Raw genomic sequence first — 21,307 nt, forward strand, 5'->3', positions numbered from 1 at the left:
TCCCACAGGTACTTCACTGCCCTCAGGACCAGTGATATACCTGTGGGAGCGGGTTTACCCGCGAAGAGGGCACCGCCGCATTAAGCCTTCACCACCGCATCCGCACCCCAAGGCTGCCGATCAGCCCATTGAGGTCATTGTCATCCACATCGCTGCTGTAATCCGCACTCACGAACAGCGCCACATTCGGCGTCACCCGGGCCACCAGGCCCAACCCTAATTCCACAGTGGTCGAGTACCGCGAGCTGGAGATCTTGTCGACCTGGTCCAGCTTCACCTCTTCAGCATTGCTGAAGTCATACCAGACGTTGGTGCGTACATAGGGTTCAATGGGCATGCCGCGCACTTCGTAGCGCCCGGACAATTTGGCACCGACCCGGCCGCTCCAGCTGGGCTGGCTGTCGAACGCCTGCAGCGTCTCTTCCTGCACGCGGCTGCCGGGGAAAAACTGTTGGTTGATCAACTGCGCCTGTGGCTCGATCACCCAACCGCCGCCCAAGCCGATCGGGAAGCCGCCTTCCAGGGAGAAGGTCATGGCATGGCCGCTGTCGTCCAGGCGCTGGCCGCTTTCGCCACGGCCATTGATGTCGATGCGCGAACCCATGGCCACGGCATCCAGGTGCCAACCCCGTTCATGGGTCATGCTCCAGTACACCCCCAGGCTCTCGCCACTCAGGTTCACCGCATTGCGTTGCTTGTCGCCCAGCAGCGGGCGAATACCGTTGAAGCTGCTTTGCAGGTTGTTGTGGCCGACAAAAATCCCCGCGCGGTGCACATTGCCTGCGCCGGTCTCGCGCAGGAACAGGTCTGGGCCAACCAGCAGTTGCTGGCTGGGGGCTTCGAGCTGGTCAGGCGGTTGTGCACCGGTGCGCGTGGCACCCGGGAAAAACTGCGACCACTGGCTGGCGACCAGGTCCGGTGCCGCCTGCCCGTGGCGTTCGGTCATTTTCTCCGAAAACGCGTTCAATGTGCCGAGGCTCACGCCGCTGGCGCTGACCGGGTCGAGCGATAGCTGCGGCATCGCCGGTTGCTGCAGGAAGCTGGGGGAGGTTGGGTCGTCCTGCAGTTCGAATGCGAAAGTTTCCACTGGGGTTGCCAGAAGCAGCGACGTGGAAACCGCGTAGAAAATGCTGTCGAAGCGCAAGGGATTCGAGGTTCTTTTCATGGCGGATCTCCGTTTATTTTTGTGGTACAGCCCAAGGACCTGGCCTGTTGTCACGAGCTGTACGGCAAAAACAGTGGGCGACCCAAACCAGCACGCCTGCTTTCGCAAACGCGCACGAAGGCGCGAGCTAGAGGCCCGGCGCGAGATCTTTACAACTAGATAATGTTCAGCTAAGGAGAGGGAGCGGCTTGCGTCAAGAAAGCGTGAAGGTTGTGTTCATTGCACATGATTTGGTTCAAGTGGCTGATTTGTTGAGTTAAATAGTCGGGTATAGCAAGGTTCGCTATTTGCCGCTGCCTGGCTATGAAGAATGATTGCTACAGCTTGACCTCGACCGACAGCGGCAGATGGTCGGAGAGGTGCGTCCAAGGTTTGTGCCCCAGAATCTGCGGCGCATGGCTTTGCGCGTTGCGCAGGTAGATGCGGTCCAGGCGCAGCAGCGGCATACGCGCCGGGTAGGTACGTGCGAGGTGGCCGTGGTGGCGTTCGAACGCTTCGTGCAGGTCGTTGCGCAGGCCTAGGGTGCGATTGCCGCGCAGCTTCCAGTCGTTGAAGTCGCCAGCGATGATAACGGGTGCACCTTCGGGCAGAGACTCGAGCAGCCTGCGCAGCAACTGCAGTTGCTGTTGGCGATGGCTCTCCAGCAGCGACAAGTGCACGCAGATGGCATGCACCTGATGCGGGCCAGGCACATCGAGCACGCAATGCAGCAAGCCGCGGCGCTCGGGGCCGGTGATCGACACGTCGAGGTTGCGGTGCTCGATGATCGGGTATTTCGACAGCAGGGCGTTGCCGTGGTGGCCGTCGGGGTATACGGCGTTGCGGCCGTAGGCGAAGTCGCTCCACATGCTGTCAGCGAGAAATTCGTACTGGGACGTCTGCGGCCAGCCGGGGTAGCGCGCGGCGTGGCGATCGTGGCTGCCGAGCACCTCCTGCAAGAACACGATATCGGCCTGGGTACTGCGCACCGCTTCGCGCAGTTCCGGCAGGATGAAGCGCCGGTTGAAGGCCGTGAAGCCCTTGTGGGTGTTGACCGTCAGCACCCTCAGCCGGTGCACGGCTGGGGCCTGGTCAACAGTGGCGAAACCGGGGCTGCTGGCTTCGAGCTTCACAGGGGCTCCCACAAGGTCATCATCGGGGCGGTTTAATGCTAGGACCTGCCTGGGGTAGGTGGGTTCACTCTTCCTCGTGCTGCAACACCATCAACAGCATCGAGCGCCCCTTCACCTCGAAGGTACTCTCGAACTGCAAGTGCTGCCCCTTGCGCAGCTCTGGCCGATCCGTGTCGACCAGGCAGCTCCAGTAGTCCCCTTCGGGCACCGCCGGCAGCTGGAACGGCACGGTATCGTGGTGGGCATTGACGATCAGCAGCACCGTCGCCTCGGCGCCGGGCCGGGCGATGCCGCTGACCTGTGCACGCCCGTCGATCAGCATGCCCAGGCAGCGGCCATGGGGGTCTTCCCACTGCTCGACGCTCATCTCGCTGCCATCCGGCGCCAGCCAGGTGACATCCTTGACCCCGATCGCCTCGTTGTAATCGCCGACCAAAAAGCGTGAGCGGCGCAGCACCGGGTAGGCCAGGCGCAGCCGGGTCAGGCGCTTGACGAAGGCCAGCAGCGCGGTGCCGTCTTCGTCCAGGTCCCAGTTGACCCAGCCGATCTCGCTGTCCTGGCAATAGGCGTTGTTGTTGCCATGCTGGGTGCGGCTGAACTCGTCGCCAGCGACAATCATCGGCGTGCCCTGGGCGAACAGCAGGGTGGCAAAGAAGTTGCGCATCTGGCGCATGCGCAGGGCGTTGATTTCAGGGTCTTCGGTAGGCCCTTCGGCGCCGCAGTTCCAGGACAGGTTGTTGTCGGTGCCGTCCTGGTTATTCTCGTCGTTGTCCTCGTTGTGCTTGCCGTTGTACGACACCAGGTCGCGCAAGGTGAAGCCATCGTGGGCGGTGACGAAATTGACCGAGGCATAGGGGCGCCGACCACGGTTGTTGAACATGTCCCCTGACGCGGTCATGCGCGAGGCGAAGTCGGCCAACTGGCCTTCGTCACCTTTCCAGAATGCCCGCACGGTGTCGCGGAAGCGGTCGTTCCACTCTGCCCAGCCCGGCGCGAAGTTACCCACCTGATAGCCGCCAGGGCCGCAGTCCCAAGGTTCGGCAATCAGTTTGACCTGGCTCAGCATCGGGTCCTGGCGGCACGCGACGAGGAAGCCGTGGCGTTCGCTATAGCCGTCGTGGTAGCGGCCGAGGATGGTGGCCAGGTCGAAGCGGAAGCCATCCACATGCATCTCGCCGGCCCAGTAGCGCAGCGAGTCGGTGACCAGCTGCAGCACGCACGGGTGGCTCAGGTCGAGGGTATTGCCGGTGCCGGAGTCGTTGATGTAGTAACGCTTGTCGTCGGGCATCAGCCGGTAGTAGGAGGCGTTGTCGATGCCGCGCATGGACAGCGTCGGGCCACGCTCGTTGCCCTCGGCGGTGTGGTTGTAGACCACATCCAGGATCACCTCCAACCCGGCGTCATGCAGGTGCGCGACCATCTCCTTGAACTCGGCGATCTTGCCGCTAGCGAGGTAACGGGGGTGTGGTGCGAAGAAGGCGATGCTGTTGTAGCCCCAGTAATTGTTCAGGCCTTTGTCCAGCAGGTGCTGGTCGTTGACGAAGGCATGGATCGGCAGCAGCTCGATACTGGAAACGCCCAGCTCTTTGATGTGCTTGAGCAGCTCGTCGTTGGCCAGGCCAGCGAAGGTGCCGCGCAGTTCTTCCGGCACCGCCGGGTGGCGCATGCTGATGCCGCGGGTGTGGGCTTCGTAGAGGATGGTGCGCTCCCACGGCACCTGCACGCGCTGATCGCGGCCCCAGGTGAAGGCCGGGTCGATGACTTTGCATTTGGGCACGAAGGGCGCGCTGTCGCGTTCATCGAACGACAGGTCGCCGTCGGGGTGGCCGATGGTGTAGCCGAACAGCGCCTCGGACCATTTCAGGCTGCCGACCAGTTGTTTGGCGTACGGGTCGATCAGCAGCTTGTTGGGGTTGAAACGGTGGCCGTTCTCGGGCTCGTAAGGGCCGTAGACGCGGTAGCCGTAGACCAGCCCCGGGTGCGCGTCGGGCAGGTAGCCGTGGTAGATCTCGTCGGTGTATTCCGGCAGCTCGATGCGTTCGATTTCCTGCTCGCCGGTGGAGTCGAACAGGCACAGCTCGACCTTGGTGGCGTTGGCCGAGAACAGGGCGAAGTTGACCCCAAGCCCGTCCCAGGTGGCGCCAAGGGGGAAGGGCATGCCTTCGCGAATGCGCGAGGGGGCGACCGAGCGGGTTTTCTTCGGGGTACGGGGGCTCATGGCAGTCCTCGAGTGACCGTGGTGGAAGGGGGCTTTGGTTCTGTATGGTTCTGTGCTGGCCTCTTCGCGGGCAAGCCCGCTCCCACAGGACCACCACTACACATCAGGCTGTTATGGTCCTGTGGGAGCGGGTTTACCCGCGAAGAGGCCGGTGCAGGTTTAACCGGCAGAGGGCTTTTTCACCGATCTGGGCTTTTTCGCAGCGGCTGGTTTTACCCCAGGCAACGCGGCCACCTTGGGCTCGGCGGGGGCCTTCGGCTTGGCCGCGGCTTTCTTGCGCGGTGCTGCCTTGGGGGCAAGTGCTTCAGCTTCGGCAAGCTTGCGCGCCATCTCCCAGTGGCGTTCCTCCTCACCCACAGGCTTACCTTCCGATTCCCAGATCTGGTAGGCAAATTCACGGATACGTTTCTCATCGACACTCATCATGACGCTCCTGATGCTCAAGATTGTTGTATCAACACATTGACCGGAAATTCCGACAGTACGGCGCTCAACAGCAGCTCCTTTGTAGGGCTGACCGCAGCACTGGAGAAAAGTCCCGTCGAGTTGGCAGGCGACAAGGCAAACGGCAGTATCAGCCGGGTATCGTCCCAGTTATGGGCCGGGATCAACGGTGTAGGGGCGCCGCCGAGCAGGCTGCTGGCCAGGCGTGGCGCAATGACAATGGCGCGTTCGTCGTCACCCAGGCGGGCAAAGGCCAGCACCTTGTCGGCATGCCGACCCTGCACGTTCAGCGGCAGGTAGGCGCCACGCCGGAACAGCTCGGCATGCGCCTGGCGGCAGTCCAGCACCCGCGCGATCAAGGCCTGCTTGATGCGGCCGTCGCGCCAGTGCGCTAGCAACTCGGCGGGGGTAGTGGCGTCGTCCAGGGTGCGGCGCCTGAGCGCGTAATCGACGGGGCGGCGGTTGTCCGGGTCGACCAGGCTGAAGTCCCAGTATTCGTTACCCTGGTACAGGTCGGGCACGCCGGGCACGGTCATGCGCAACAGCGTCTGGACCAACCCATTGAGTGCGCCAGGGCAGGCGATGAGCTGGGCGGCATCGGCCACGGACTTGCGCAACTGCTGGTTCTCGTCATCCAGCAGCAGGCCGTCGATGTAGCTGGCGCAGGCGGCCTCGTAGGCCTCGTTCGGGGCATTCCAGCTGCTGCGCAACTTGGCTTCACGCAGGGCCTTCTGTTGCCATTGCCGCAGGCGCTCGGCGTACTGGCGCAGGGCGCCGTCATCGTGCGGGTCCAGGTTTAGCGGCCAACTGCCCAGCAACGTCTGCAGCAGCATCAGCTCATCGCCAGGGCTGGGGGCCAGGCCGTCATCCAGTTGCGCCCGCAGCGGCGCCGCCAACTCGCGCCAATGCTCCACCCGGCTGGCCAGCCACGGGCCGCGTTCGCTGAGCACGGCCAGGCGGGCGCGAGTGTCTTCGCCGCGCTTGTGGTCGTGGGTGGCGGTGGCCAACAGGCTGTCGGGGAAGTCGCGCAGGCGCCGCTGGGCTTCGTTATGGAACACTTCGCTGCCTGCGCTGAAACGCTCGGCCTCGAAGCCCACATCGTTGCGCGACAGCAACCGGGCGCTGCGGTAGAACGCGGTGTCTTCCACGGCCTTGGCGGCGCTGGGCGCGGTCAGTTGCTGGAAGCGCACACAGGCATGGCGCAAGTGCTTGCGTGGCCGGCCCGGTGGCAGGCGGCGCCAGGGCTGGCCACCGAGCCATTGTTCGAGCTGTTCGAGCAGCGGCCAGTCCGCTTCGCTGAGGTCTTGGCGGGCATTGGCCAAGGCTTGCTGGAAGAAGGCTTCATCTTCTGCAGGGCGGCCGCAGGCGTTGAAGTAGGTGCGGTACACCGGGTAGTGCGCGACCAGCGCCTGCAACGCCCGGCGGATTGCGCCTAGGGTCAGGTCGCGGGTCATCAGGTCGTCGCGGGCCACCTGCAGCAAGGCCTGGGCCACCGATTCGCAGTCACCGGCCAGGCTGGCATTGAGCACCAGGTGGCGTGCCAGGCGCACTTCCTCGGGGAAGTCTGGGCGCTCGCTGACGTTGGCCCACAATTCGGTTAACGGCGCCTCGCCGGCCGGGTCGTGTTGCAACAGCGAGACCTGGTTCATGAACTCGTAGCCGGTGGTGCCGTCGGTAAGCCAGTCCTGGTGCAGGTGCTCGTCGGCGCCGAGGATTTTTTCCACGTAGAGAGGGAAGTGTTCCAGCGCCGCGTTCAGCGGCCGCCGCGCTAACAGGCTGTCGACCCGGCGGCGCAGTTTGCGGCAATAGCCGCGGGGGTCGGCTAGGCCGTCGATATGGTCGATGCGCAGGCCATCCACCAGGCCGCGCTCGATCAGCTCGAACAGCTTGGCGTGGGTGGCCTCGAACACTGCTGCGCGCTCGACCCGCAGGCCGCCCAGCTCGTTGATGTCAAAGAAGCGCCGCCAGTTGATGTCGTCGGCGGCGGTGCGCCAGCTGGCCAGGCGATAGGTCTGGCGTTCAAGCAGCAGGTGCAGGCGTTTGAGGCCTGCTTCGCTGCGGCTATCGAACGCGATCAGGGCCGATTCGAGGTCGGCGCCGTCGTTTACCAGGCGTGCCAGCTCAGCCTGCAAGGGCAGGGCATCGTTCAGCGGTTGGGCACTGTCGCTCAGCGCGGTGAAATGCGCGGCCAACGCCTGCAAGGCGGGCTCAGGGCTTTGCGCAAGGATCCAGCCATAGTCGATTGGGCAGATCGGGAAACGATGGTCGTAATGGGCAACTTCCAGCACGCCGTGCTGCTTGTCGAAGGTCAGCGGGATCTCGCCTTGCTTCAAGGCTGCGCCGTAGTCGCTGCCGAGGAAGGGCAGCAGTAACTGGCCGGCCAGCAGCGGGTCGCTGGAGTGCCACTGAATGTCGAAAAACTCCGCATATGGGCTGCGCCGGCCCCAGGCCAGCAGGCTTTGCCACCAGGGGTTGTCGGCACCGCCCACGGCCATGTGGTTGGACACGGTGTCGAGGATCAGCCCCATGCCGTGCTGGCGCAGGGCAGCGACCAGGCGCTGCAGCGCCGCCTCGCCGCCGAGCTCCGGGTGGACCTGGGTCGGGTCGACCACGTCGTAGCCATGGCGTGAGCCGGCGCGGGCTTTGAGGATCGGCGAGGCATACAGGTGGCTGATGCCCAACTGGGCGAAGTACGACACCAGCGGCACCGCGTGGTCGAGGGTGAAGTCGCTGTGAAATTGCAGGCGTAAGGTCGCGGTCAGGGGTTTCATCGGTCACGCTCCCAGGCTTGTTCGCGGGCCTGGGCCAGCAGTTCCAGGCGCCGTGCGGCGTCTTCGTCGTCGAGCAGTTCGCGCACCGGCAGGGCAAAGCGCCGGCGCCAGTTGGGGTGGCCTGCAGTGGTGCCAGGCAGGTTGGGTTGCTCGTCGCAGCCCAGCAGGTCTTCGAGGGGCACCAGCACCAGCGGGGCGCGGGTGTGGCCGACGTAGCGGATGGCGGCGTCGATCACCGCGTCGTTATCGGGTAGCGGGCCGTAGTTGGTCTCCAGGGTACGGCGCAGGCCGTTGTGTTCTTTTTGGCGGTCGTGACGCCACTGCAGTTCGGTGGCGGCATCGATCAAGTGCAGGCGATGGAACCAGTCGATGTCGTGGTTTTCCAGCCAGCCGGCCAGCGGCGCCAGGTCATGGGTGCCGGTGGTGGCCAGGGCGCTGTCGGGCCAGTCGAGAATGGGCTTGAAGTGGCCAGGTTGGGTCTGTTCGAAAGGCAGCACGCGCATGCCCAGCACGGCCTTGTCGGCCAGCTGTTCGCGCAGGCCATCGGGCACGGTGCCGAGGTCTTCGCCGAGGATGACCGCCTGGTGCCGAACCGATTCCAGCGCCAACAGGCGCAGCAGGTCGTCGAGCGGGTAGTTCAGGTAAGCGCCTTCGCTGGGTTTGGCGCCACGCGGGATCAACCACAGCCGGCGCAGGCCCATGACGTGGTCGATGCGCAGGCCGCCGGCGTGGGCGAGGTTGGCCCGCAGCATCTCGATGAACGCGCGGTAGCCGTTGCGTTTAAGGCCTTCGGGCGAGAACGCGCAAATGCCCCAGTCCTGCCCCGAACGGTTGAGAATGTCGGGCGGCGCGCCGACCTTGAGGTTGGCCAGCAACTCGTCCTGGCGGCTCCAGGCCTGGCTGCCGGCGCCGTCGGCACCTACCGCCAGGTCGGCGATCAGGCCAATGGTCATGCCATTGCCACGTGCGGCCTCCTGGGCGCGTTGCAGGCTACGTTCGGTCAGCCACTGGCAAAAGGCGTGGAACTCGACCTTGGCCGGGTAGGCGTTGGCAAAGGCCTCGACTTCGGGGTGGTAGGGGTCGTGCCAGGCGCGGGGCCAATTGCGCCAGTCAGCACCCAGGCCATGCTCCACCGCTTGCGCTTGCAACACTTCGAAGCGGCAATGGTGTTCCAGGGCTTGGCCAGCGGCCGTGCGGTAGCTGTCGAAGTCCTTGCGCAGCGGGTGGTCGCCCTGGCTGAAGTCCTGGTACAGGGCTTCGAGCAGGCGCAGGCGAGCAGCAGCGGCGCGGGGCCAGTCGACCAGCGGCTGCTGCTCGAGGTCTTCGAGCACCTGTTCCAAGCCGCAGGCTTCGATCGCCATGCGCACGGCGCGCTCGCCGAACAGCGCGGCCGGGCTGGCATAGAGGGTATTGAGCAACAGGCGGCTGGAGGGCGAGTAGGGGCTGTAGTGCTCCTGGTCGATGGCCGACAGCGCGTGAATCGGGCTGATCGCCAAGGCATCGGCGCCGCGCTCGGCGGCGGTGCGCGCCAGTTGTTCCAGTGCCAGGCAGTCGCCATAGCCACCATCGCCAGTGCGCCGCAGGCTGTACAGTTGCACGGCCAGGCCCCAACAGCGTGGGGGCGGTTGCGCCACGCTGTCGGCCAGGCTGTAGCAGCGTGAAGGCGCCACGGCCACGGTGCAGGTGCGGCCGTCGATTTCCAGTGCGTGGTAGCCGAGGGGCAGCTCGGCAGGCAGGCGCCCCTGGTTGTCCAGGGTGAGGGTGCGCTGGCTGTTGTCTTCCAAGGTGCAACGCACGGTGCTGTTGGCGCTGAAGTAGCGGCCCAGCGCCAGGGGTTGGCCAAGCTCGACGGTCAACAAGGGCGGCAGGTGTTCGCTGTCTTCGGCGGCCTCTACGGCGCGCAGGCTGGCTTGGATGGCGTTTTCGTCAGCGGCGGGGTGGCCGAGGCCTTCGAGGACATTGCGCAGTACGTCATCGCTGACTTGCTGCGGCCGGGCATTGGCATCGATCCAGTCGCGGCTAAGCCCGACGCGGGCCGCCAAACGGTGCAGGGCGGTTTCGCTCATGGGCGCTCCTGGCCAGTGGGAAGCAGGCTGACCACGCAGCTGTACGCGGCCAGGGACGTATCGGGGTGGCGGGTGTCACTGCTGTCGAACAGCCGGCTTTCGGCGGGCGGCAGCGCGACGGCTTGGGGGCTTGCGGATAGGTTGAGGTCAATGCGCAAGGTGTTGCCGTCGCCTAACTGCCAACGTGCGGTCAGCGCTTTGTCGCCGTGCACGTCAGCGCCCAGCGCGCGGCTGCCCGGCAAGTGCGGGATGACGTGGCGGCGGCGCAAGTCGAGCAACTGATGATAGAGGCCATGCCAACCGGCAATGACGTCCTTGTTTTGCGGCCGTGACGAGGCAAAGGTCTGTGCGGCATTGGGGTCGGGGATGCGTTCACGCTGCTCGGGGTCGGCGAACGCGGCGAAGTGGGCAAACTCGCCCCGCCGGCCTTCGCGCACCGCATCGGCCAATTCGTCATGGAAGTCGGTAAAGAACAGGAACGGGCTGCAACTGCCATCCTCCTCGCCCATGAACAACAACGGGATCATCGGCGCCAGCAGCAACAGGCCGGTGGCTGCCCGCAAAGCCTGCGGCGGGCAGAGGCGGGTCAGGCGCTCACCCAGTGCGCGATTGCCGATTTGGTCGTGGTTTTGCAAGAACAGCACGAATGAACTGGGCTCGAGATGCCCGCTTGGCTCGCCACGCGGTGTGCCATGGCGGTTGGCCTGGCCCTGGAACACGAAGCCTTCCGACAGGCAGCGGGCCAACTGGTCGATGGGGCGGTGTTTATAGTCGGCGTAGTAGCCTTCGGTTTCGCCGGTCAGCAGCACGTGCAGGGCGTTGTGGCCATCGTCGTTCCACTGGGCATCGAAACCCTGCTCCAGCAAAAAGGCCTGGTTGTGCTCGTTCTCCAGCACCAGCCAGATATGCCGGCCGGGCGCCACGGCAGCACGCACCCGTTGCGCCAGCTCGACCAGAAAGTCCGGCTGGTCGATGGCATGCACCGCATCCAGGCGCAGGCCGTCGCAGCGGTAGTCGCACAGCCACATCAAGGCGTTCTGGATGAAAAACTCGCGCACTTCTGCGCGGCGGAAGTCGATCGCCGCGCCCCAGGGCGTTTGCCGGTCTTCGCGAAAGAACGGGCTGGCGTACTGGTGCAGGTAATTACCATCCGGGCCAAAGTGGTTGTAGACCACGTCCACCAACACCATCAACCCTTCGCCGTGCGCCTGGTCGACCAGCGCGCACAGTTGCTGCGGGGTGCCGTAAGTGTTTTGTGGCGCGAACGGCAGCACGCCGTCGTAACCCCAATTGCGTTCGCCTGGGAACTGCCCCAACGGCATCAGCTCGATGGCGCTGATGCCGATTTCGGCCAGGCGCGGCAACTGCCGGGCAACCCCGGTGTAGCCGTCCAGCACGCCGACGTGCAATTCCTGGATGACCGCCTCATGCCACGGCCGGCCCTGCCAAGGGTGTTGCCAGGCATAGCTGGCAACATCCACCACCTCACTGGGCCCTTTCACCCCTTCAGGCTGGTAGCGCGACGCGGGGTCGGCGACCAGCAATGTGCCGTCCACCCGGTAACGATACCGATCACCGGCCTGACACGGGGCAACCCCCGTGTACCAGCCATCATTGTCGGGCAGCAGTGCTACAGCAGGCTGCTGCTCCAGTTCCACGCTCACGCTGCGCGCATCCGGCGCCCAGAGGGCGAAGCGCGCCGACGTGGCGTCCAGCAAGTGTGCGCCATGCCTGTGCATCTTCGGTTCTCCGCTCAGTAATGGCTGACCTGTGCCTGCTTGACCAAGTCCTCGTAAAGGCGGGCGTAGGGTTCCACCGCCTGGCACCAGTTGAACGGCTGGGTCATCGACAGGCAGCGCATGGCGTTGAGCAGGTCTTTCTTGCCGTAGACATAGAAGGCGCGGCTGAGCGCCTCGCGGTAGCTCTCGACGGTCGATTCGTTGAACAGGAAGCCGGTGACACCGCACTCGATGGTGTCGGCCAGGCCACCGGTATTACGCGCCACCGGCAGCGACCCGAAGCGCTGTGCGTACATCTGGCTGAGGCCGCATGGCTCATAGCGCGAGGGCATCAGCAGGAAGTCACTGCCGGCGAACATGCGCCGGGCATCGGTTTCGTTGAAGCCGATGCGCACGCCGATGCGGCCTGGGTGACGCAGCGCCAGTTCGCGCATGGCCTGTTCTTCTTCCGGCTCGCCACGGCCGATGATCGCGATCTGCCCGCCTTGCTCGACGATGTAGTCGGCCACGCCCAGGGTCAGGTCCAGGCCTTTCTGGTAGACCAGGCGCGAGACCACGGCAAACAACGGCCCTTCGGAAGGTTCCAGCTCGAACAACTGGCGCACCGCTTCGGCGTTACGCGCCTTGCCGGCCCAGTCGTTGATGCTGAAGTTGTGTTGCAGGTGTTTGTCGGTGGCCGAATCCCAGCTTTCGTCGATGCCGTTGGGGATGCCACCTAGCAGGCCTTGCTGGGCCTTGGCCGAGAGGAAACCATCCAGGCCGCAGCCAAACTCCGGCGTGGTGATTTCCCGGGCATAGGTGGCGCTGACCGTGGTGATGTGGCTGGAGTAGGCCAGGCCCGCCTTGAGGAACGACAACTTGCCGTAGAACTCCATGCCTTCTTGCTGCATGGCATGCTCGGGGATCGCCAGTTCCGGGCTGCAGCCACGGCTATAGACGCCCTGGTAGGCCAGGTTGTGAATGGTGAACAACGTCGGCGTGTTCAGCCCGCGCCAATGCATGTAGGCCGGGGCCAGGCCGGCAGGCCAGTCGTGGGCGTGCACCACTTCGGGCTTCCAGTGGATCATGCCTTCGCCTGCGGCAATTTCGGCGGCAGCCAGGCCCAGGCGGGCGAAGCGGATGTGGTTATCGGGCCAGTCGCGACCATTGTTGGCACCATAGGGAGTGCCATCACGCTGGTACAACTCAGGGCAGATCAACACATAGATGACCAGACCGTCAGCCAGGTCCATACGCCCGATCTTGCACGGCGGCAGCGCCGCATGGCCGCCCAGTTCGCCGACAATGTGAATCGGGTTGTCGCTTTCCATCACCTGGCGGTAGCCGGGGATCAGTACCCGTACATCATGCAAATGCGCCAAGGCGCGGGGCAGGGCGGCGGAGACATCGCCCAGGCCGCCGGTCTTGACCAGGTCGGCGATCTCCGAGGTGACGAACAGAATCTTGCGTTTGTTCGGGTTGTGCTGGCGCTGGGCGCCGGGTGCCTTGCCTGTCGTGGCGAAATCCGGGGTAAGCGGCTCGCGGTTGTCCGGGTTGAATGAATCTACGTGAGGCTCGACAGCGGCACTGATCATACTTCTCTCCGTCCCTATGCTTGGCCGGGTGCTGGCACCCGTGGTGTTATCTCGTGTTGGTTCTCTCTAATACAAAACTGTGTAGTGCTATCCATGCCCCTGAGTCGTGCGCACAGGCTCAACGCGATCAGCATTCCGGCCGACGGCGATTGGACTGATTGGGGTTGGCGGGCCCTGGCTGGGGAAGCCCCCTTTGCACGTGCCCTACTTAATTGCTGACCCACCGCCGTTTGTGAAAGTTCGACTTTTCTACGTCACTCTTCCTCTGAGCAAATGGCGGGCCGAAAGCTGAGTGTAGGAGAGAAGAAGTAAAAAAGGTGACCCACTGGTCACTTTCGTTATGGCTGATTTAGACGCAAACGTTGGCGAATGTGACTGGATGTGAACAGGGGTGATCGAGGGTGGGGCAGGCGGGAAGGGCGGCGCGTCGTCATGGGGCGCGCGCGTGTTTTCTCGCCCTCTTATGGGGCGGGTAAAACACGCAATTTGCAGGTGTCTTGCTAAGGCGACCTCAGCTTTGTGGCAACAGTGAGGAATGGTGGTGGCTGATCAGCCAGGCCTGCCCGTCCCAGCGGTAGGTGAAGGTGTAGCGCGCGGGTACCTGCTTGCCGTTGGCGGCAAAGTCGAAGGTATACAGCCCTGCCAGGGTCATCTTGTTGCAGCCAGGGGTCAGGTGAAGCGTGTCCAGCGTGCCACTTGGCCGATCAGCAAGAAAGTGCTGAAAGTAGTCGATTCGCTCGTCGGGGGTCAGCCGAGGCACCTTCGACACCGTGGGCAGCAATACCGCATCGTCGCTGTACAGTTTGGCGACGGCCGCCGCATCGCCAGTCTGCAGGCTGGCATTCCATTGCTCGAACAAGGCGCGGGACTCGGCCTCAGTCAGCGTCTGGCATTGTTGTGGCGGGTTTGTTTGTGGCGTGCTCGCCTGCGCCGGCAGGCAGGCGATGAGCAGGGCGGCAGGGAGCAAATAGGCAACGGGGGACATACGCGTATCCATCGGCGGATGCAGGCTCCGGAGCGGGCCTGCGGCGGATGCTACGGTAAGGAGGGCGTGCCCCCGTCAACGAGTAGAAAGTTCGTCAGCGGCTGACGGATTTTTCGCCAATATTGGCTTGTTCCAGCATTTGGCTGAGTTGCGCGACACGTTGTTGCAGCTGATCGCGTTCTTGCTTCAGGCGGGCCAGTTCATCACGGCGCACTGAGACGTAGAGTGTCTGGATGGGAGTCGCTGGCATCAAAGTACCCATTGCACACCTCGCAATTGGTGGAGACATTTTCAAGCGTAGTCGCTTCATGCGGGGCGCATTCTGAATTCTTTCACCGCCCGTGGGAACTTTTTTGTTTATCGTGGTCTTGCCGTTCGTCGCTGAACCCTTCGGCGGTACGCTGGACTAATCTGAAACGCTGAACTGTAGTCGTCATCTATTTCGCAAGGGGAGCATCGGCTCATGCAACTGGGAATCGTCGGGCTGGGCCGCATGGGCGGCAATATTGCAAGGCGCCTGATGCGCGCCGGCCACCGCACCGTGGTGCACGACCGCAACCGTGACGCCGTTGTGGGGCTGGAGGGCGAGGGAGCCCAAGGTGCGCACGACCTCGGTGCACTGGTACAGAAACTCAAGGCACCGCGCGCGGTGTGGGTGATGCTGCCGGCCGGGGAGCCTACCGAGCAGACCATCGCCCAACTGGCCGAGCTGCTGGAACCGGGCGATGCGATCATCGACGGGGGCAACACCTTCTATAAAGACGACATGCGCCGTGCGGGCGAACTGGCCAAACGTGGCCTGCATTACCTGGACGTCGGTACCTCAGGTGGTGTGTGGGGGCTGGACCGTGGCTACTGCATGATGATCGGTGGCGAAAAGGACGTGTTTGAACGCCTGGAGCCGCTGTTCAAGGCGTTGGCACCCGGCGTTGGCGACATCCCACGCACCCATGGCCGCGAAGGCGAGCACCAGCGCGCCGAGCATGGCTACATTCACGCCGGCCCGCCCGGCGCCGGTCACTACGTGAAAATGGTCCACAACGGCATCGAATACGGCCTGATGCAGGCCTACGCCGAAGGCTTCGATTTGCTGCGCAGCAAAGGCGGCAACGAGCTGCCGGAAGAACAACGTTTCGACCTCAACGTGGCCGAAATCGCTGAAGTCTGGCGTCGTGGCAGTGTGGTGACCTCGTGGCTGCTCGACCTCACCGCCGACGCCTTGGTGGCTGACCCGCAGTTGGCGCAGTTCAGTGGTTCGGTGTCGGACAGTGGCGAAGGCCGCTGGACCATCGACGCCGCCGTTGAGCAAGCCGTGCCAGTGCCAGTGCTGTCCAGCGCGCTGTTCGCCCGCTTCCGCTCGCGCCAGCAGCAGGGTACTTACGGTGACAAGATCCTCTCGGCCATGCGCCTGGGCTTCGGTGGCCATGTCGAGAATAAAGGCGAATGACTAAACAGACGATCCCTGCTGCACCGCCTTGTACCTTGTTCCTGTTTGGCGCCAATGGCGACCTGGTCAAGCGCCTGCTGATGCCGGCGCTGTACAACCTTAGCCGCGACGGGTTGCTGGACCGCAACCTGCGCATTGTCGGCGTCGACCACAATGCGGCCACTGCCGAAGCGTTCGCCGACCGCCTGCACGCGTTCATGCTGGAGCGGGACAAGGGCAGTGAGGGAGGCGCCAAGTGCCTGGACGAAAAGCTCTGGGCGCGCCTGGCCAAACAGCTCGACTACCAGACCGGCGACTTTCTGGACCCGGCCACTTACCAGGCCATCGCCAAGCGCATCGACGCGACCCGGCATGGCAACGCGATTTTCTACTTGGCGACATCGCCACGCTTCTTCCCCGAAGTGGCCCAACGCCTGGGCCAGGCCGGCTTGCTCGATGAGTCCGGCGGGGGCTTCCGTCGGGTCGTGGTGGAGAAGCCTTTCGGGACCGACCTTGCTAGCGCCGAGGCACTCAATGCCTGTTTGCTGAAGGTGATGGGCGAGCGGCAGATCTACCGCATCGACCATTACCTGGGTAAAGAGACGGTGCAGAACATCCTGGTCAGCCGCTTCTCCAACGGCCTGTTCGAGTCGTTCTGGAACAACCACTACATCGATCATGTGCAAATCACCGCCGCCGAGACCGTTGGCGTCGAGACCCGGGGTGCGTTCTATGACAACACCGGGGCCCTGCGCGACATGGTCCCCAACCACTTGTTCCAGCTGTTGGCGATGGTCGCCATGGAGCCACCGGCCGCCTTTGGCGCCGATGCGGTGCGTGGTGAAAAGGCCAAGGTGATCGGTGCCATTCGCCCGTGGTCGACGAAGATGGCGCTGAAGAACTCCGTGCGCGGTCAGTACAGCGCTGGCAAGCAGGGGCGCAAGCGCTTGGCCGGTTACCGCCAGGAGGCCAACGTAGCGGAAAACAGCCAGACCGAAACCTACGTAGCGTTGAAGGTGATGATCGACAACTGGCGCTGGGCCGGCGTGCCGTTCTACCTGCGTACCGGCAAGCGCATGAGCGTACGCGACACCGAGATCGCCATCTGCTTCAAGCCTGCGCCGTATGCACAGTTTCGCGAATCGGAGCTGGAGCGGCCCAAGCCCAACTACCTGAAAATCCAGATCCAGCCCAATGAGGGCATGTGGTTCGACTTGCAGGCCAAGCGCCCAGGGCCGGAGCTGGTGATGGAGAATGTCGAGCTGGGTTTTGCCTACAAAGACTTCTTCAAGATGACCCCGGCGACGGGCTACGAGACGCTGATCTACGACTGCCTGACCGGCGATCAGACCTTGTTCCAGCGCGCCGACAACATCGAGAACGGGTGGCGCGCGGTACAGCCGTTTCTCGATGCCTGGGCCAAGGAAGGGGAGGTGCATGAATACCCGGCGGGTGAGGATGGGCCCGAGGCAGGCAATGAGCTGCTGACCCGGGACAAGCGAGAATGGCACCGCCTGGGGTGACCTGATCAAGCGGTGTTGCCTGTGCCGGCCTCTTCGCGGGCAAGCCCGCTCCCACAGTCTTGAGCACTGTGCAGAACCTGTAGGAGCGGGCTTGCCCGCGAAGAGGCCAGTACAGGCAACAGCCCCGGCTCAATTGAAGGAGATCCAATGCCCGCAGCTATCGAAGACTACGCTCTGCTCGGCAATTGCCGCAGTGCCGCCCTGGTCAGCCGGGATGGCTCGCTCGACTGGCTGTGCCTGCCGCGCTTCGACGCCCCGGCGGTATTCGCAGCGCTGTTGGGCAACGATGAAAACGGCCGTTGGCGCCTGGCCCCCTGCGACCCGGTCGAACACACCAGCCGGCAATACCTGGACGACACCCTGGTGCTGGAAACCACATGGGTCACCGCCTCAGGCCGGGCCCGCGTGCTGGACTTGATGCCTTTGGGCGAGGTCAACTCGGTCATCCGCATCGTCGAGGGGCTTGCTGGCGAAACCAACTTCGAAATGGACCTGGTGATGCGTTTCGACTACGGCCGCAGCGTGCCGTGGGTGGAACGGCTCGACCCCTTGACCCTCAGCGCCGTCGCCGGCCCAGACCGGTTGATCCTCAGCAGCACCGTGCCCCCGCATGCCCGCGACCACCACACCGTTGCACGTTTTCGCGTGCGTGCCGGTGAACGCCAGGTCTTCAGCCTGCGCCACCAGCCCTCGCACCTGCCTGTTCAGCCCGATTGCGATGTCGACACCGCGCTGGGGCAAACCATCGACCAATGGCAGGCCTTTGCCGCCCGCTGCCCGGAGGTCGGCCCCTATACCGCCCGGGTGCGTCGTTCGCTGCTCACGCTCAAGGCGATGACCTACGCGCCCACCGGCGGGATCGTTGCCGCGGTTACCACGTCGCTGCCCGAACGTATCGGCGGTGAACGCAACTGGGACTACCGCTTCTGCTGGCTGCGCGACGCCACCATGACCTTGTTGGCGTTCATGAACCTTGGCTACTTCGACGAAGCCCAGGCCTGGCGTGAATGGCTGCTGCGTTCGGTCGCCGGCAACCCCGAGCAGATGCAGATCATGTATGGCCTGGCCGGCGAGCGCGACCTGCAGGAATACACCTTGCCGTGGTTGGCCGGTTACGAGCACTCGCAGCCGGTGCGGGTGGGCAACGCGGCGTCGGGGCAGCGGCAGCTGGATATCTACGGCGAACTGGCCGATGCCATGAGCCAGGCAATCAAAGGCGGTTTGCCCCGCCACCCACGCAGCGCCGCGATTGCCCGGTTGATCCTGCCGTATGTCGAGCGCATCTGGCGCGAGCCCGATGAAGGTATCTGGGAAGTGCGCGGCGGCAGGCAGCATTTCGTGCACTCCAAGGTGATGGCCTGGGTGGCATTCGACCGCGCCGCAGGGTTGGCCGACACCACCGAAGAAGACCGCGCGCGCGGGCGGCATTACCGCCAGGTGGCGGATGAGATCCATCGGGAAGTGTGTGAGAACGGGCTGGACCCCAGCGGCACATATTTCGTGCAGGCCTATGGCGCCAGCGAGTTGGACGCCAGCCTGCTGCACATCGCGTTGACCGGTTTTTTGCCAGCGGATGACCCTCGTTTTCTGCGTACCCTGCAGGAAATCGAGCAGCGTCTGCTGAAAAATGGCTTGCTGTTGCGCTATGACACCGACAGCTGCAGCGATGGCCTGACCCCGGGCGAGGGCACCTTCCTGGTGTGTTCGTTCTGGCTCGCCGACGTCTATGTCCTGCTGGGCCGGCAAACGCAGGCGCAAGCCTTGTACGAACGGCTGAGCGGCCTGTGCAACGACCTGGGTTTGCTGGCGGAGCAGTACGACCCGGCCGGCAAGCGAATGCTGGGCAACTTCCCACAGGCGTTCAGCCATATCGGCATCATCAACACGGCACTGAACCTGCACCGTGCGCAGTGCCCGGCGCGGGACCGGGCGCGGTGTGGATAGGTCGGCGGATGTGCAACGACTGCAGTAGACTGGAGCATCCCCATCGGCAAGGAGCACGCATGAGCGTTCGTGGCCACGATCGGCAGATCGACAACATCGAATTCAACGTCGGCGATATCGCACGGAGCAAGGCTTTTTACGGCAGCGTGTTCGGCTGGCGTTTCACCGATTACGGGCCCAGTTACACGGAGTTCAGCGATGGTCGCCTGACCGGGGGCTTTACCACGGGTGAGCCGGTGCGCCTGGGTGGCCCGCTGGTCATCCTGTATGCGGACGATCTGCAGGCAACGCAGCAGCGGATCGTGGCGGCGGGGGCGGTGATCAGCCGGGCGACGTTTGCGTTCCCGGGGGGGCGCCGGTTCCATTTCGTGGACCCGGACGGCTATGAACTGGCGGTGTGGACGGCCCAACCTTAATGGCCAACCACAAGATCGAGATCCGTCGGCGCAATATCGAGAAAATTCTTCAGGCGGCGGAAAAGGTGTTCGCCGAAAAAGGCTACGGCGCTACCTCTATGGGTGATATCGCCGAGCAAGCTGAGCTGCCGCGCTCTAACCTGCATTACTACTTCAGCACCAAGGACGAACTGTTCCGCGCGGTGCTGCAGGACCTGCTGGACGTGTGGAAACAGGACGCGTTGTGCTTCGAAAATTTCGATGACCCGCGGGTGGTGCTCACCAGTTACATCCGGGCCAAGATGGGCCACTCGCGCTCGCGCTCGCTGGGTTCCAAGATCTGGGCTGAAGAAATGCTGCACGGGGCGCCTGTGCTGGGCGTGAGCCTGGATGAAAGCCTCGTGCCGTGGGCAAAGCTGAAGGAGGCCAAGATCCGCCGTTGGGTGGAAGAAGGGCGCATCCTGCCGGTGGAGCCGTCTGCACTGCTGTACATGATCTGGGCATCGACCCAGCACTATGCGGACTTCGGTTATCAGGTGGCGTTGCTCAATGGCGGCGAGGCGTTGTCGGACAGGGCGTTTGAAAACGCGGTGCAGACGGTGACCAGTGTCATCCTGCGCGGCATTGGGTTGGAACCTTGACTATGAGCTTGAGTGAACGGGCTGTACGCAGCATCCACGATGTACATGATTTGATCCATGCCGTATTCACCCGGCCCGCTGCGCAGACCGAGGCGCTTCGCAGCGAGTTGATGGCGGTGTTTGCCGACAACTTCAGTATGGTCACCACGGCGGGCGCGATTGTTGATCGCCAGCAGGTGGGGCAGTTGTTCGAGCGGGGGGGCGGCGCTCGGCCAGGGCTAGAAATCGATGTCAGTGACGTGCAGGTAGTCTGGCAGGCGGGGGCAAGTGTGGCGGTGCGCTACAAGGAGACCCACCGGTTGCAGGGGCAGGAGACTGCGCGGTATTCGTTGGCGATTGTTGAGTGTGGCGAGCAGCGGGTGGTGTGGGTGTACCTGCATGAGACGGCGGTGGTTTGATTGTCGGGGGCTGCTGTGCAGCCCATCGCAGGCAAGCCAGCTCCCACCCGAACTGTGTAGCCTCCAAAGCTAGCGCCGCACCTGTGGGAGCTGGCTTGCCAGCGATGAGGCCAGAACAAGCACCACAAGACAGTTGCTCTCACCTGAACTGTGTAGCCTCCAAGGCTAGCGCCGCACCTGTGGGAGCTGGCTTGCCAGCGATGCGGCCGGAACAAGCATTACAAGACAGTTGCTCCCACAGGTTTTGCGTGCCTTCTCAGGCTGGCAAGTATCCTGTGGGAGATTCTATGGTTTTCAGCAAGCCGGTTTGCTCGCTTTGGTGACATATTCGTCCTGATTTTTCATCAGGGCGAATGCTACGCGAGCAAGCTTTCTTGCCAGGATCACGAGGGCCTGGGTCGTTGCCTTGCCGCTGTTGCGGTGTTGTTCATAGATGCCTTTCCAGGCCGTAGACTTGCTAGCGGCCATCGCTGCGTTGTGCAGTAAGCGACGGATTTCTGAGCAACCCCGTTTTGTCAGTCGGCGTCGTCCTGTTTTCTGCCCAGAGTCACTCACTCGCAGATCCATTCCAAGAAACGCAATGTATGCATCACTGTTTTTGAATTCGCCTCTGACAAAAGCCATTACCAATGCCGTGGCTGTAAGGAAACCTATCCCCTCTACTGCCTGACAACGAGCAACTTGCTCATGCAGTCCGGCCTCTCGGAGCACTTCTTTCATCTTCTTTTGCATCAGCAGATCCAATCGATCTATTGATGTTACGAAAGCTTCGAAGGCCGCCTTTAAGAGGGTTTCATTAGCCCAGCTCTGAGTCATAGCGGTGCGAGCAGACACCAGTGCGGCTCTGCGGCGGAGGAGGCTCTGCAGCTTGCCGTAGACGGCTGGAGGCGGGCTCCAAGGACGAAG

The 21,307-nt window shown here is 63.6% G+C and carries 17 protein-coding genes; 6 read left to right on the forward strand and 11 right to left on the reverse strand.

Translation table 11 applies throughout. The annotated features are described in order from the left end of the window. Positions 1-88 precede the first annotated feature (88 nt). From QOS90_RS07030 to QOS90_RS07075, 10 genes are all read right to left on the reverse strand, one after another. A complete protein-coding gene (locus QOS90_RS07030) occupies positions 89-1,165 on the reverse strand; it encodes an autotransporter domain-containing protein (protein ID WP_085272610.1) in 1,077 nt (358 codons plus the stop codon). Between the two features lie 317 nt (positions 1,166-1,482). Next, positions 1,483-2,277, reverse strand: coding sequence for an endonuclease/exonuclease/phosphatase family protein (locus tag QOS90_RS07035; RefSeq protein ID WP_085272611.1), 795 nt, complete (start codon positions 2,275-2,277; stop codon positions 1,483-1,485). Positions 2,278-2,341: 64 nt separating this feature from the next. Continuing rightward, positions 2,342-4,495, reverse strand: a complete 2,154-nt coding sequence (gene glgX, locus QOS90_RS07040; RefSeq protein ID WP_085272612.1) for a glycogen debranching protein GlgX — start codon at positions 4,493-4,495, stop codon at positions 2,342-2,344. A 159-nt stretch (positions 4,496-4,654) separates the two neighbouring features. Further along, positions 4,655-4,921, reverse strand: coding sequence for a DUF2934 domain-containing protein (locus QOS90_RS07045; RefSeq protein ID WP_027592773.1), 267 nt, complete (start codon positions 4,919-4,921; stop codon positions 4,655-4,657). Between the two features lie 14 nt (positions 4,922-4,935). After that, positions 4,936-7,710: a malto-oligosyltrehalose synthase gene (locus QOS90_RS07050; RefSeq protein ID WP_085272613.1), complete on the reverse strand. Its 2,775-nt coding sequence runs from the start codon at positions 7,708-7,710 to the stop codon at positions 4,936-4,938. After that, positions 7,707-9,776, reverse strand: coding sequence for a 4-alpha-glucanotransferase (malQ, locus tag QOS90_RS07055; RefSeq protein WP_085272614.1), 2,070 nt, complete (start codon positions 9,774-9,776; stop codon positions 7,707-7,709). The genes QOS90_RS07050 and malQ overlap by 4 nt, the downstream gene beginning before the upstream one ends. Continuing rightward, positions 9,773-11,515: a malto-oligosyltrehalose trehalohydrolase gene (treZ, locus tag QOS90_RS07060; protein WP_085272615.1), complete on the reverse strand. Its 1,743-nt coding sequence runs from the start codon at positions 11,513-11,515 to the stop codon at positions 9,773-9,775. Before treZ ends, malQ begins: the two co-directional genes overlap by 4 nt. Positions 11,516-11,529: 14 nt before the next feature. Next, positions 11,530-13,089 carry a glycogen synthase GlgA gene (gene glgA / locus QOS90_RS07065; protein ID WP_027592769.1) on the reverse strand — a complete coding sequence of 520 codons (1,560 nt, stop codon included), beginning with the start codon at positions 13,087-13,089 and terminating at the stop codon, positions 11,530-11,532. Between the two features lie 511 nt (positions 13,090-13,600). Further along, the gene (locus QOS90_RS07070) at positions 13,601-14,074 is read right to left on the reverse strand and encodes an SgcJ/EcaC family oxidoreductase (protein WP_081717453.1); all 474 of its coding nucleotides are present in this window, start codon (positions 14,072-14,074) and stop codon (positions 13,601-13,603) included. Positions 14,075-14,168: 94 nt separating this feature from the next. Continuing rightward, positions 14,169-14,336: a DUF6026 family protein gene (locus QOS90_RS07075; RefSeq protein WP_177323874.1), complete on the reverse strand. Its 168-nt coding sequence runs from the start codon at positions 14,334-14,336 to the stop codon at positions 14,169-14,171. A 201-nt stretch (positions 14,337-14,537) separates the two neighbouring features. Between QOS90_RS07075 and gnd the strand changes: the two genes are divergently transcribed. The 6 genes from gnd to QOS90_RS07105 all read left to right on the forward strand — a co-directional run bounded on the left by gnd (position 14,538) and on the right by QOS90_RS07105 (position 20,401). Next, positions 14,538-15,521 carry a phosphogluconate dehydrogenase (NAD(+)-dependent, decarboxylating) gene (gene gnd, locus QOS90_RS07080; protein ID WP_085272616.1) on the forward strand — a complete coding sequence of 328 codons (984 nt, stop codon included), beginning with the start codon at positions 14,538-14,540 and terminating at the stop codon, positions 15,519-15,521. Next, the gene (zwf, locus tag QOS90_RS07085) at positions 15,518-17,023 is read left to right on the forward strand and encodes a glucose-6-phosphate dehydrogenase (RefSeq protein ID WP_027592766.1); all 1,506 of its coding nucleotides are present in this window, start codon (positions 15,518-15,520) and stop codon (positions 17,021-17,023) included. The genes gnd and zwf overlap by 4 nt, the downstream gene beginning before the upstream one ends. Before the next feature lie 147 nt (positions 17,024-17,170). After that, positions 17,171-18,967, forward strand: coding sequence for a glycoside hydrolase family 15 protein (locus tag QOS90_RS07090; protein WP_085272617.1), 1,797 nt, complete (start codon positions 17,171-17,173; stop codon positions 18,965-18,967). A gap of 59 nt (positions 18,968-19,026) precedes the next feature. Further along, positions 19,027-19,383: a VOC family protein gene (locus QOS90_RS07095; protein WP_027592764.1), complete on the forward strand. Its 357-nt coding sequence runs from the start codon at positions 19,027-19,029 to the stop codon at positions 19,381-19,383. Continuing rightward, the gene (locus QOS90_RS07100) at positions 19,383-20,003 is read left to right on the forward strand and encodes a TetR/AcrR family transcriptional regulator (RefSeq protein WP_027592763.1); all 621 of its coding nucleotides are present in this window, start codon (positions 19,383-19,385) and stop codon (positions 20,001-20,003) included. The genes QOS90_RS07095 and QOS90_RS07100 overlap by 1 nt, the downstream gene beginning before the upstream one ends. Positions 20,004-20,005: 2 nt before the next feature. Beyond that, positions 20,006-20,401, forward strand: coding sequence for a DUF4440 domain-containing protein (locus tag QOS90_RS07105; protein WP_027592762.1), 396 nt, complete (start codon positions 20,006-20,008; stop codon positions 20,399-20,401). Between the two features lie 294 nt (positions 20,402-20,695). On the opposite strand, the gene QOS90_RS07110 is transcribed toward QOS90_RS07105, so the two are convergent. Then, positions 20,696-21,307 (reverse strand): transposase (locus tag QOS90_RS07110; RefSeq protein ID WP_283600544.1); only part of this gene is annotated, 612 nt, incomplete at its 5' end.

It is taken from the genome of Pseudomonas sp. LAIL14HWK12:I10 (assembly GCF_900184205.1).
In the GTDB taxonomy this organism is placed as follows: domain Bacteria; phylum Pseudomonadota; class Gammaproteobacteria; order Pseudomonadales; family Pseudomonadaceae; genus Aquipseudomonas; species Aquipseudomonas kermanshahensis.

Coding starts and splice junctions, on each gene's coding strand:
- QOS90_RS07030 (WP_085272610.1), bottom strand. CDS start 1,165: ATGAAAAGAACCTCGAATCCCTTGCGCTTCGACAGCATTTTCTACGCG.
- glgX (WP_085272612.1), bottom strand. CDS start 4,495: ATGAGCCCCCGTACCCCGAAGAAAACCCGCTCGGTCGCCCCCTCGCGC.
- QOS90_RS07045 (WP_027592773.1), bottom strand. CDS start 4,921: ATGATGAGTGTCGATGAGAAACGTATCCGTGAATTTGCCTACCAGATC.
- QOS90_RS07050 (WP_085272613.1), bottom strand. CDS start 7,710: ATGAAACCCCTGACCGCGACCTTACGCCTGCAATTTCACAGCGACTTC.
- malQ (WP_085272614.1), bottom strand. CDS start 9,776: ATGAGCGAAACCGCCCTGCACCGTTTGGCGGCCCGCGTCGGGCTTAGC.
- treZ (WP_085272615.1), bottom strand. CDS start 11,515: ATGCACAGGCATGGCGCACACTTGCTGGACGCCACGTCGGCGCGCTTC.
- glgA (WP_027592769.1), bottom strand. CDS start 13,089: ATGATCAGTGCCGCTGTCGAGCCTCACGTAGATTCATTCAACCCGGAC.
- QOS90_RS07070 (WP_081717453.1), bottom strand. CDS start 14,074: ATGTCCCCCGTTGCCTATTTGCTCCCTGCCGCCCTGCTCATCGCCTGC.
- QOS90_RS07075 (WP_177323874.1), bottom strand. CDS start 14,336: ATGGGTACTTTGATGCCAGCGACTCCCATCCAGACACTCTACGTCTCA.
- gnd (WP_085272616.1), top strand. CDS start 14,538: ATGCAACTGGGAATCGTCGGGCTGGGCCGCATGGGCGGCAATATTGCA.
- zwf (WP_027592766.1), top strand. CDS start 15,518: ATGACTAAACAGACGATCCCTGCTGCACCGCCTTGTACCTTGTTCCTG.
- QOS90_RS07090 (WP_085272617.1), top strand. CDS start 17,171: ATGCCCGCAGCTATCGAAGACTACGCTCTGCTCGGCAATTGCCGCAGT.
- QOS90_RS07095 (WP_027592764.1), top strand. CDS start 19,027: ATGAGCGTTCGTGGCCACGATCGGCAGATCGACAACATCGAATTCAAC.
- QOS90_RS07100 (WP_027592763.1), top strand. CDS start 19,383: ATGGCCAACCACAAGATCGAGATCCGTCGGCGCAATATCGAGAAAATT.
- QOS90_RS07105 (WP_027592762.1), top strand. CDS start 20,006: ATGAGCTTGAGTGAACGGGCTGTACGCAGCATCCACGATGTACATGAT.